This window comes from Verrucosispora sp. WMMD573 (assembly GCF_027497175.1).
Taxonomy (GTDB): Bacteria; Actinomycetota; Actinomycetes; order Mycobacteriales; family Micromonosporaceae; genus Micromonospora.
On record NZ_CP114901.1, the window covers coordinates 2,466,599 to 2,477,580 of the forward strand.

At 69.3% G+C, this 10,982-nt stretch carries 10 protein-coding genes, 1 tRNA gene and 1 other RNA gene; 10 read left to right on the forward strand and 2 right to left on the reverse strand.

Annotated elements, in window-relative coordinates; all coding sequences use genetic code 11:
• The first annotated feature begins 184 nt into the window (after window positions 1-184).
• The 8 genes from pruA (at window position 185) to O7601_RS11465 (ending at window position 7,740) form a co-directional block, all read left to right on the forward strand.
• On the forward strand, window positions 185-1,813 hold the full coding sequence (gene pruA / locus O7601_RS11430) for an L-glutamate gamma-semialdehyde dehydrogenase (protein WP_281566144.1): 1,629 nt from the start codon (window positions 185-187) through the stop codon (window positions 1,811-1,813).
• 210 nt (window positions 1,814-2,023) lie between these two features.
• On the forward strand, window positions 2,024-2,539 hold the full coding sequence (locus tag O7601_RS11435; protein ID WP_281566145.1) for a PadR family transcriptional regulator: 516 nt from the start codon (window positions 2,024-2,026) through the stop codon (window positions 2,537-2,539).
• Window positions 2,540-2,626: 87 nt separating this feature from the next.
• On the forward strand, window positions 2,627-3,748 hold the full coding sequence (gene prfB, locus O7601_RS11440) for a peptide chain release factor 2 (RefSeq protein ID WP_281566146.1): 1,122 nt from the start codon (window positions 2,627-2,629) through the stop codon (window positions 3,746-3,748).
• Between the two features lie 118 nt (window positions 3,749-3,866).
• Window positions 3,867-4,547, forward strand: a complete 681-nt coding sequence (gene ftsE / locus O7601_RS11445) for a cell division ATP-binding protein FtsE (protein WP_093406596.1) — start codon at window positions 3,867-3,869, stop codon at window positions 4,545-4,547.
• Window positions 4,548-4,614: 67 nt separating this feature from the next.
• On the forward strand, window positions 4,615-5,490 hold the full coding sequence (gene ftsX, locus O7601_RS11450) for a permease-like cell division protein FtsX (protein WP_281566147.1): 876 nt from the start codon (window positions 4,615-4,617) through the stop codon (window positions 5,488-5,490).
• 131 nt (window positions 5,491-5,621) lie between these two features.
• Entirely contained in the window at window positions 5,622-6,101 is a 480-nt protein-coding gene (gene smpB / locus O7601_RS11455) for an SsrA-binding protein SmpB (RefSeq protein WP_093406601.1), read from the forward strand.
• 105 nt (window positions 6,102-6,206) lie between these two features.
• Window positions 6,207-6,582: a transfer-messenger RNA gene (gene ssrA, locus O7601_RS11460) on the forward strand.
• Window positions 6,583-6,789: 207 nt separating this feature from the next.
• Complete coding sequence (locus O7601_RS11465; protein WP_281566148.1) at window positions 6,790-7,740, forward strand: hypothetical protein; 951 nt, start codon at window positions 6,790-6,792, stop codon at window positions 7,738-7,740.
• 70 nt (window positions 7,741-7,810) lie between these two features.
• Here the strand turns inward: O7601_RS11465 and mdlC are convergent, their stop codons facing one another.
• Entirely contained in the window at window positions 7,811-9,406 is a 1,596-nt protein-coding gene (gene mdlC, locus O7601_RS11470; protein WP_281566149.1) for a benzoylformate decarboxylase, read from the reverse strand.
• Window positions 9,407-9,689: 283 nt separating this feature from the next.
• Between mdlC and O7601_RS11475 the strand changes: the two genes are divergently transcribed.
• Together O7601_RS11475 and O7601_RS11480 are read left to right on the forward strand one after the other, a co-directional pair.
• On the forward strand, window positions 9,690-10,280 hold the full coding sequence (locus tag O7601_RS11475; RefSeq protein WP_281566880.1) for a YqgE/AlgH family protein: 591 nt from the start codon (window positions 9,690-9,692) through the stop codon (window positions 10,278-10,280).
• Window positions 10,281-10,370: 90 nt separating this feature from the next.
• Window positions 10,371-10,443, forward strand: a tRNA-Ala gene (locus O7601_RS11480).
• A 310-nt stretch (window positions 10,444-10,753) separates the two neighbouring features.
• On the opposite strand, the gene O7601_RS11485 is transcribed toward O7601_RS11480, so the two are convergent.
• Window positions 10,754-10,876, reverse strand: a complete 123-nt coding sequence (locus O7601_RS11485) for a hypothetical protein (protein ID WP_281566150.1) — start codon at window positions 10,874-10,876, stop codon at window positions 10,754-10,756.
• Window positions 10,877-10,982: the final 106 nt, after the last annotated feature.

Genomic DNA, 10,982 nt, shown 5'->3' on the forward strand with positions numbered 1-10,982 from the left:
ATTTCTTCGGCCAGGTATCTCTTTCGGGTACGAATCGGTTCCGGTGGACGTGAAATGCCTCCTGATCATTGGCCTGCGGGTGGCCGGGGTGTGATCGACCGATGCTGGGCGTGGGAGGATTGGCGCAGGTCCCGCCACCCCGGGGCCGGTTTCGCCACCGCCGTCGAGATCGCCAGGAGCCCTGATGGACGCCGTGTTCTCCGTACCCGAGCCACGTAACGAGCCGGTGCGCAGCTATGAGCCGGGCAGCACCGACCGCGAACGTCTCCAGCGGAGGCTCACCGAGCTGGCCGCCGAGCGCATCGACCTGCCGATGACCATCGCGGGCGAACAGCGGATGGCCGGTGGCGAGCCGATCCTGGTGGTGCAGCCGCACCGGCACGCGCACGTCCTCGGCGTCACCGGGCACGCCACCCACGACGACGCGCGGGCGGCCGTCAAGGCCGCCAAGGACGCCGCGCCGGGCTGGCGCACGCTGCCCTTCGAGGAGCGCGCCGCGATCTTCCTGCGCGCCGCCGAGCTGCTCTCCGGGCCGTGGCGGGACACCCTGAACGCGGCCACCATGCTCGGCCAGTCGAAGACCGCCGTGCAGGCCGAGATCGACTCGGCCTGCGAGTTCATCGACTTCCTGCGGTTCAACGTGCACTTCGCCCGCAAGCTGCTGGCCGAGCAGCCGATGTCGTCGCCCGGCGTGTGGAACCGCTTCGACCACCGGCCACTGGAAGGCTTCGTCTACGCGGTCACCCCGTTCAACTTCACCGCCATCGCCGGCAATCTGCCCTCGGCGCCGGCCCTGCTCGGCAACACGGTGGTCTGGAAGCCGGGTCCGACCCAGCAGTTCGCCGCCCACTTCACCATGCGCCTGTTCGAGGCGGCCGGGCTGCCGCCCGGGGTGATCAACCTGGTGACCGGCCGGGGTGAGGAGGTCTCCGACGTGGTGCTGGCCGACCCCGACCTGGCCGGCATCCACTTCACCGGCTCCACCAAGGTCTTCCAGCACCTCTGGCGCACGGTCGGGGAGAACATCGCGAGCTACCGGGGCTACCCCAGGCTGGTCGGCGAGACCGGCGGCAAGGACTTCGTGGTCGCGCACTCCAGCGCCGACATCGACGCGCTGCACACTGCGCTGATCCGGGGGGCCTTCGAGTACCAGGGGCAGAAGTGCTCGGCGGCCTCCCGCGCGTACGTCCCGCGCTCCCTCTGGGAGGGTGGCCTGCGTGACCGGCTGGCCGCGACCGCTGACGGGCTGGCCTACGGAGACGTCACCGACTTCCGCAACTTCGGTGGCGCGGTCATCGACGACAAGGCGTACTCCCGGCACACCGCCGCACTGGAGCTGATCTCCTCCGACGACAGTTGCCGGATCATCGCCGGTGGCACCGCCGACGACTCGGTCGGCTGGTTCGTGCGCCCGACGATCTTCGAGTGTGGCGACCCGGCACACGAGACGTTCACGACCGAGTACTTCGGCCCGATCCTCGGCGTGCACGTCTTCGACGACGCCCGCTTCGACGAGGTGGTCACGCAGGCCGAGGCCATCGCTCCGTACGCACTGACCGGGTCGATCTTCGCCACCGACCGGCGGGTGGTCGACGCGGTGGCCGAGAAGATGCGGTACGCGGCCGGCAACTTCTACATCAACGACAAGCCGACCGGCGCGGTGGTCGGTCAGCAGCCGTTCGGCGGTGCCCGGGCCAGCGGCACCAACGACAAGGCCGGCTCCTGGCACAACCTGGTCCGCTGGATGTCCCCCCGGACGATCAAGGAGACCTTCGTGCCGCCGACCGACCACACCTACCCCCACATGGGCTGAAGTTGTAACGAAGGGGCCCCTCCCGACGCCTCCTCTACGGGAGGGGCCCTCCGCACGCCACGCTTTTGGGGAGAGAATCCTGCCCGGCATCCGGCAGGTGGGTGGCTCCGGTGGACCGTCGCGCGCCGACAGTGCACATAGGAAACCCCGATCGGTGGCGAAAAGGGGAAATCCTGGACGCCGGCCCGGCAAAGTGGCAGCGTAAGGGGCATGGCGGAATCCGGAGTGAACCCCACGGCGGCGGCCCTACTCGGGCTGCTCCACGAGGGTCCCATGACAGGTGGCCAGTTGATGGCCGCCGCCGAGCGCCGACTGGCGCCGTACTGGTCGATGACCCGAAGCCAGGTCTACCGCGAGTTGCCGGTGCTGGCCGAGCGAGGTTTCGTCCGGTTGGGTAAGCCCGGGCCGCGGATGAGTCAGCCGTACGCGATCACCGCAGCCGGGAAACGGACATTCTCCCGCTGGCTGGCCGAGGATCCGGGGCGGGACACCATCCGCAACCCGATCGCCCTACGCATCGCCTTCGGGAACCTGCACTCCCCGAACCAGCTGAAGAACCTCCAGACCGCAGCCAACGAGTACCACACCGACGCGCTGGCCCGGGTCCGCGAGCAGGTCAAGAACGCCAAGAAGGAAGGCGACACGTACGACGCGAGCGCGCTTGAGTTCGCCGTGGCGTACCACCGTGCCGCCCTGTCCTGGCTCAAGAGCGCCGCCACCGGCTGACCGCACACCGGCCCGAGCTGGGTTTGTTTGGCTCGGAGTGCGGGGCTCGCAAGCTCACTCCTCCTCCGAGCAGTACCCTTGTCTGTCGTGACCGCTGCCGACTTCGCCGAACAGCTCAAGGAACTCGACGCCACCCTGCGCAACATCGAGGCGGTGCTCGACCTCGACCGTCTCCGCGCGGACAAGGCCCGCCTGGAGCAGGAGGCGTCCGCCCCGGACCTCTGGGACGACCAGGCCCGCGCCCAGCAGGTGACCTCGCAGCTGTCGTACGTCAACGGCGAGATCGACAAGCTCGGTAGCCTGCGCTCTCGGCTGGACGACGCCCACGTGCTGCTGGAGTTGGCCGAGGCGGAGTCCGACTCGGGGGTGCTCACCGAGGTCGAGACCGAGATCGCCGGGCTGACCAAGGCCATCCAGGAGATGGAGGTCCGCACGCTCCTGTCCGGCGAGTACGACTCGCGGGAGGCGCTTGTCGCCATCCGGGCCGGCGCCGGCGGCGTGGACGCGGCCGACTTCGCGGAGATGCTGCTGCGGATGTACCTGCGCTGGGCCGAGCGGCACGGCTACCCGACCGAGGTCTACGAGACCTCGTACGCCGAGGAGGCCGGTTTGAAGTCGGCCACCTTCACGGTCAAGGTCCCGTACGCGTACGGCACGCTCAGCGTCGAATCCGGCACCCACCGGCTGGTGCGGATCAGCCCGTTCGACAACCAGGGGCGGCGGCAGACCAGCTTCGCGGGGGTCGAGGTGCTGCCGGTGGTGGAGCAGACCGACCACATCGACATCCCCGAGAACGAGATGCGGGTCGACGTCTACCGCTCCTCGGGTCCGGGCGGGCAGAGCGTCAACACCACCGACTCGGCGGTACGGATCACCCACATTCCGACCGGCATCGTGGTGACCTGCCAGAACGAGAAGTCGCAGTTGCAGAACAAGGCCTCCGCGCTGCGGGTGCTCCAGGCCCGGCTGCTGGAGCGCAAGCGCCAGGAGGAGCAGGCCAAGCTCCAGGGACTCAAGACCGACGCCGCCGGGTCCTGGGGCGACCAGATGCGTTCGTACGTGCTGCACCCTTATCAGATGGTGAAGGATCTGCGGACCGAGCAGGAGACCGGCAACCCGGGTTCCGTCTTCGACGGCGACCTGGACTCCTTTATCGAGGCGGGCATCCGATGGCGCAAGCAACAGCAACTGGCTGGCGACCGTGCGTGATCGATCGTGGGCGGAGCGCGCCGTCGATCTCCACCTGACGTGCTGATTTGATGACTTGCCCCGCAACGGCGGGGCGTGGGACTTGGCACGACAGTTACACGGCGTAGACTCACCACCCGTGATTCAGCTTGAGCAAGTGACGAAGACGTACCCGAAGGCGTCGCGGCCTTCGCTCGACAACGTGTCCGTGTCGATCGACAAGGGCGAGTTCGTCTTCTTCATCGGCCCATCCGGCTCCGGCAAGTCCACCATCGTCAAGATGCTGCTGCACGAGGTGGTCCCCAACAAGGGACGCGTCGTCGTCAACGGCAAGGACGTCACGTCGATGCGGTCCTGGAAGCGCCCGCACTTCCGCCGCTCGATCGGCTGCGTCTTCCAGGACTTCCGGCTGCTGCCCAACCGCACCGCGTACGAGAACGTGGCCTTCGCGCTGGAGGTGATCGGCAAGACCAAGGCGGTGGCCCGCCGGGTCGTGCCGGAGGTGCTGGAACTGGTCGGCCTCGGCGGCAAGGAGCACCGCTACCCGCACGAGCTCTCCGGCGGTGAGCAGCAGCGGGTGGCGGTGGCGCGGGCGTTCGTGAACCGGCCACTGATCCTGCTGGCGGACGAGCCGACCGGAAACCTGGACCCGGACACCTCGATCGAGATCATGCGCCTGCTGGATCGGATCAACCGCACCGGCACCACAGTCGTGATGGTCACGCACGACTCCAACATCGTGAACCAGATGCGCCGCCGGGTCATCGAGATCGAGAGTGGCCGCATCGTTCGCGACCAGGCCCGCGGCGTCTACGGGTGACGGCCCTACCCACCGCACCCCGATCTGACGACGAACACCTCACGCCGGAGAGCCGGAGGAAATCCCGATGCGGATGAAATACGTCATGTCCGAGGTACTGGTCGGACTGTGGCGCAACGTGACCATGACCATCGCGATGATCATCACGATGGCGGTCTCGCTGACCATGCTCGGTGCCAGCGGCCTGATCTACACCAAGGTCGCGGACATGAAGCAGCTGTACTTCGAGAACATCGAGGTCTCGATCTTCCTGGAAGCCGAGGTGACGGACGAGCAGCGCGGCGCGATCGCTGCCCAGCTGGAGTCCGACCCGCTGATCTCGCAGGCCACGTACGTCAACAAGGACGAGGCCTTCCAGCGCTTCCAGGAGATGTTCCGCGACTCGCCGGACCTGCTCAGCGCGGTCAAGGCGGACCAGCTTCCGGAGTCGTACCGGCTCAAGCTGGTGAACCCGGAGGAGTACAAGACCATCGCGGACCAGTACACCGCGGTCGAGGGGGTCGACCAGGTCGTCGACCAGAGTCAGGTGCTCGACAAGATCTTCAACCTGTTCACCGCCGGGCAGAACATCGCCCTGGTCGCCGCGATCGCGATGGCCGTCGCCGCGCTGCTGCTGGTCGCCAACACCATCCAGGTCGCCGCATACAGCAAGCGGCGTGAGGTCGCGGTCATGAAGCTGGTCGGCGCGTCGAACTGGTTCATCCAGGCGCCGTTCGTGCTGGAGGCGGTGGTCGCCGGTCTGATCGGCTCGATCCTGGGCCTCGGTGCCCTGATCGCGCTCAAGATATTCCTCTTCGATGGTGCGCTCAGCGCCCTACAGGGTCTCTTCGCGCCGGTGAGCTGGGGCGAGGTGTTCCTGACCTTCCCGGTGATGGCCGGCGTCGGCGGTCTGATCAGCGCGGTCACCGCCTGGGTCACGCTCCGGTTCTACCTGCGGGTCTAGTTCGTCGACCAGGGGCCCTTCCACGCCGGAATAAACGGCGCGGAAGGGCCCTTGTCGTTCGGGTAGCATGATCTCCGCTCGGCGGCCGGCCAGGTCGGTCACGGGCGGCCTGGAAAGGAGGTGGCGCGGCGATGCCACGGGAGAAGGGGCGCAAGGTCGTCGCCTCCAACAAGAAGGCGCGTCACGACTACGCCATCCTCGACACGTACGAGGCGGGCATGGCGCTCACCGGCACCGAAGTGAAGTCGCTGCGGGCCGGTCGGGCCTCGCTGGTCGACGCGTTCGCTCAGGAGCGGGACGGCGAACTCTACCTGCACAGCATGCACATCCCCGAGTACGTGCAGGGCACCTGGACCAACCATGAGCCCCGGCGTACCCGGAAACTGCTGCTCAAGCGGTTGGAGATCGACCGACTGATCGGCAAGCTCCGGGAGAGCGGGCTGACCCTGGTGCCGCTCCAGGTCTACTTCTCCGACGGCTGGGCCAAGGTGGAGATCGGCCTCGCCAAGGGTAAGAAGGCGTACGACAAGCGCCAGGACCTCGCCAAGCGGGACGCCGACCGGGAGATCCAACGGGCGGTGGGCCGGCGAGGCAAAGGAATGAACGACTGATTTATCCGTTTTGTCGCATCCGACGTGTCGCTCCGGGCTCGGGATGAATCCGATTGCGGCAGGCGTTAGTCTTGTCAGAGCCGCCGGAGATCGGCGGCCTGTCGAGGGGGTGACTGGTTTCGACTTCGTACGTTGCGGCAGGGGAAGCGAGCCGAGGAAGCCGACGTCGTCTCGAGAATCGTTCGTCGGAAACCAATAAGCGCCAAGAACAATCGCGCTGACTTCGCTCTCGCCGCCTGAGGCGAGTAGCAAGTCTGTCGGCCTGGGAGCGCCTTCGACCCAGCTAGCCGGCATCAGCTAGAAGGCTGGCCAACCGGACCCGGTCGCGGGGTCCGTGCGGCGAGATCAATCAGCGACTGGGCCCGTCACACCGACTCGCTCGCGTGATCGGAGGGGCCGAGTAGAGGCACAGCGAGCTGCGCTCGGAGAAGCCCTGACAAGGCGGCGAAGGACCCGGGTTCGATTCCCGGCACCTCCACCACCTGACAGCGCGCCCCGGTCACCCGACCGGGGCGCGCAGTCGTCTTCCGAACCGGTCGACCGACGTGCGAGGTATCAGGACGACAAGCCGTGCGGGCCTCCGGCCGGCGAGCGGGGCGGAGAACCGCGGGCCGCGAAGGCCGGGCGAGGTGACGGCCGGCATCGGGGGCACGGGAACCAGCGGGGGATCGCTGCCGTCAAAGTGGGTATGCGCCGCGTCCTCGCCCTGTTGGGCCTGCCACTGCTGATGATGATGGCCGGTTGCGCCCGTCCGGGCACCGAACCGACCGGCCCGGGCATTCCGAACGACCGGCACGAGGCGTTCGAGCAGCGTGCGACGGCGGTCGCCCAGGCGTGGCGCCCGGGTGCGGCGTGGGCCACCGGCTACGTGCCGCTTGAGGAGCCCACGGTGCTCGTCGGCGAGCCCGCGTTCACCGAGGAGACCAAGCTCGCCTTCCACGCCGGCTGGTACCGGCAGCAGGTGCCGTTGCCGCCGGGGACGCCAGCCGACGGCACCGTCCGCTTCCCGGACGGTGAACTCCGCGTACCACTGGTCAGTGCCGCCGAGGCGTATCGGCAGGTCGACCAGGGCGACCCGCCGCCCTGTCCCGGGCGGCCGAAGGACCCGGGCACGCCCCCGCCGGCGAACCCGCCGGACGGGCCGGACGCCCCGGTGAGCAGCGGCCCGCAGGCCGCCTGCATCCCGCTCACCGTCACCGGCGTCGAGCTGGGTGCTGCGCCAGTGCGGACCAGCCGGGGTGAGGCGCATGTGCCGGCCTGGCTGTTCACCGTCGAGGAGATCGACGCCGTGGTGGCCCGGCTCGCGGTGGCACCCGACGCCGTGGGCGACCTGCCCGACCCGGTCGAGCCGTCCGCGCCCGCGCCGCAGGATCTGGTCAGCGCGCAGGACGTCGAGTCCGCCGACGGTACGACGTTGAACTTCCGGCTCGGCGTCGGTAGCTGCGACACCGGTATCACCCCACTGGTGCAGGAGCACGATCATGTGGTCGTGGTCGGCGGCACGGTGGTGCGGAGCACCGGAGTCTGCGACGACATGCTCAGGCTGGAGCCGGTCACGGTGACGCTGCGGGCGCCGTTGGCGGACCGACCGGTCCTCGACGTGGTCAGCGCGACGCCGCTGCGCTTCACCGTGGGCTGACCGTGCCGGCCGACGCCGTCCGGTCCCGGGGCGGCGTCGGCCGGTGCTGCCCTGCCCCGTCCGCCACCGGTCAGAGGATCGGCGGCACGTCGGTGCGGATCGGCACCGGCAGCACCGTCGGCCCCTCGGCCCGGAGCGCGGTGGCCAGCGCCTCGCCGAGCTGATCGGGATCGTCGACCACGGTGGTGGCACACCCGTAACCGCGGGCTATCGCCGTGACGTCGATGCCGGGAAGGTCCAGCCCGGGGACCCCCGGCGTCTGCTTGAGTTCGGCGAACGACTTGAGGATCGCGTACTGCTGGTTGACCGGCACGACGATCACCAGCGGCAGCCGCAACTGGCTGGCGGTCCAGAGCGCTTGGACCGAGTAGTGGAACGAGCCGTCGCCGATCACCGCGATGACCGGCCGGTGGCGGCCGGTGTCACGCTGAGCCAGCGCGATGCCGACGGCCGCCGGCAGGCCGTAGCCGAGACCGCCGCTGGCCATCGTGAAGTACGAGCCGGGGGTGTCGAACCTCAGCCGGCGTCGCAGTGCCGACAGGTTGGACGGAGACTCCTGCACCAGCACGCCGTCTGCGGGCCAGTGCCGGGCCAGTGCGGCGAAGAGCGCATCGGCGCTGAGCGGAACCGAATCCTCCACCGGCGACGGTACTGCCCGGGCGGGTGGTGGCGGCCGGTCCGCCGGTGGCATCAGCTCGGTCAGCGCGGCGAGGGTGAGACCGGCATCGCCGAGGAGGCTGTCGCCGACGGGTGCCCGGGCCGCCTCCTCGGGATCGTCGGTGACGTGCAGCAGCCGGGCACCATCCGGCAGCGTCTCGCCGGGCACGTGCGGGTAGTACCGGAACACCGGGGCGCCGACCACCAGCACGATGTCGTGCCCCCGGAGCTGGTCGGCCAACGGGCCGATCGCGAAGGGCAGCACCCCCTGGAAATGCGGATGACTCTCGGGAAAGGCGGTCCGCTCGGGCGCGGGCGCCGACCAGACCGGAGCGACCAGCCGCTCCGCGAGCGCGACCCCGGCCGCCCAGGCACCGGCCCGGTCCACGGCGGCCCCGAACACCAGGGCCGGTGACCGGCTCGTCGCCAGTGCCGCGGCGAACTGACGCAGCCGCTCCGGGTCGGGAGCGAAGCGGGTGGCCACCGTGCGGGCCTGCGGAGGCGGATCGGCGGGCTGCGCCCAGTCGTCCAGCGGAAGCGAGAGGAAGACGGGCCCGGCCGGCGGCTGGACCGCGGTCGCGTACGCCCGCATGAGCGCCGCCGGGACGTCCTGGGCCCGGACCGGCTCGTGGGCCCACTTGACGTAGGGCTGGGGGAGCTCGGTGGGATGACGGGCGGTGAGCCGAGGTTCGAGCAGCAGCATCTCCCGGGTCTGCTGGCCGGCGGTGACGATCAGTGGGGTCCGGTTGTGCCAGGCGGTGACGATGTTGCCCATGGCATTGCCGGTGCCCGGTGCCGTGTGCAGGTTGACGTGCGCCGGTGCCCCGGTGACCTGCGCGTACCCATCGGCCATGCCCACCGCCGACGCCTCGTGCAGGGCGAGCACATAGTGGAAGTCGTCGGGAAAGGCATGCAGGAACGGCTCCTCGGTGGAGCCGGGGTTGCCGAAGACGGTGGTCATGCCCAGGGCCCGGAGCAGGTCGTAGGTGGTGTCGCGGACCGTTGCCATCGCTTCTGAATGTATCGGGGCAAGTCGGGAGTGAAGACCTTTTCGCCGCTGCTGTGACGTCAGCTTCCTGGCGGCACCGGGCCGCCGTCGCGCCGGCGGCGAGGCGTCGCCCCGGCCCAGCCGACCGTCTGTCGATCACCCGACTGTCAGACCTTCGCCTGGATCGGGGGCGCAAGCTATGGTGCCAGGCATGGCGATGACAGCGCAGATGTCACCGGTTGGGCCCACCGTCGATGAGTGTCACCGGTTCCGCCTGTCCGTGCACGACTGACGGGTGCGTGTGATGCAGGGAGAGGGGCAGGCGATCGGCGGGCGGGCGACGGAGTCGATGGCGGGGAAGCTGCTGGTGGCGACACCGGCGCTGAAGGACCCGAATTTCGACCGTACGGTCGTGCTGTTGGTCGCGCACGAGCCCGGCGGCGCGCTCGGCGTGGTGCTCAACCGGGCCACCGAGGTGCCGGTGGCCGACGTGCTGCGGGACTGGGGCGACCTGGCCCGCCACCCGGCGGTGCTGTTCGAGGGTGGCCCCGTGCAGCCCGACTCCGCGATCTGTCTGGCCCGCATGCGGGCGCCGGTGCGCCGCCTCAAGGGCTTCCATCAGGTCTCCGGCGCGGTAGGCACGCTCGACCTGTCGGTCGATCCGCAGCGGCTACGGGAGAACGTGCAGAGCATTCGGGTCTTCGCCGGGTACGCGGGCTGGGGCACCGGCCAACTGGAGCAGGAGATCGAGGACGGTTCCTGGTTCGTGCTGGACGCGTTGCCCGGTGACGCGTTCGTCGACCGGCCCGATGACCTTTGGCCGATGGTGCTGCGCCGACAGGGCGGCATGATGGCCGCGGTCGCACACTTCCCGCCGGACGTGGCGCTGAACTGACAGGCGTCGGCGGGCACCCCCGCGAGATGACCATGCCGACGGGCGTGTGTATAGTTCTTCCAGTGCCCGGGCGACCGGGTGTGACAGCAAGGGGCCGTGGCGCAGCTGGTAGCGCACCACACTGGCAGTGTGGGGGTCAGGGGTTCGAGTCCCCTCGGCTCCACCTTGTGTTTGTGCAGGTCAATCGGCATTGGTCATCGACCGATGCCGATTGTTCGTGATCTCGTGGTCACAGCCGTGGTCACACTGCGCCCCACACTACGCCTCGCCGAACGGTGTTGAGATTTCGAAGAAAAACGCCTCTGAGCAGGGATCCTTCTGCCGCTCTGGCTGCCCGGGCGTTGTGGGGGCGAAATGTGGGGCGCAAAGCCGTGTGGTACCCGGTGCCAGCCCGTGCCGTCGGGTACGGCACGATCTGCGCGAGGGTCGGCGGCCACGGCCCTGGGCCGGTCGGTGTTCATCCGGGTCAGGCCCTACATCGGGGCCTGTCCGGTGGGGGTGTCACCCCGGCGGTGGCCGCTGCCGCGCGGCGGGCCGGGTTGGGTGAGCGGCGCCCATCGGCTGCGGCGCAGTGCCGCCACGTCGATGCTGGTCACGGGCGCCACGCTCGTGGAGATCGCCCAGGTGCTGTGTCACCGGCGCTGACCACCGTTGTCGACGCGAAGGTCGACCGACGGCCCTGGGGGTGCTGGCGCACTCGAC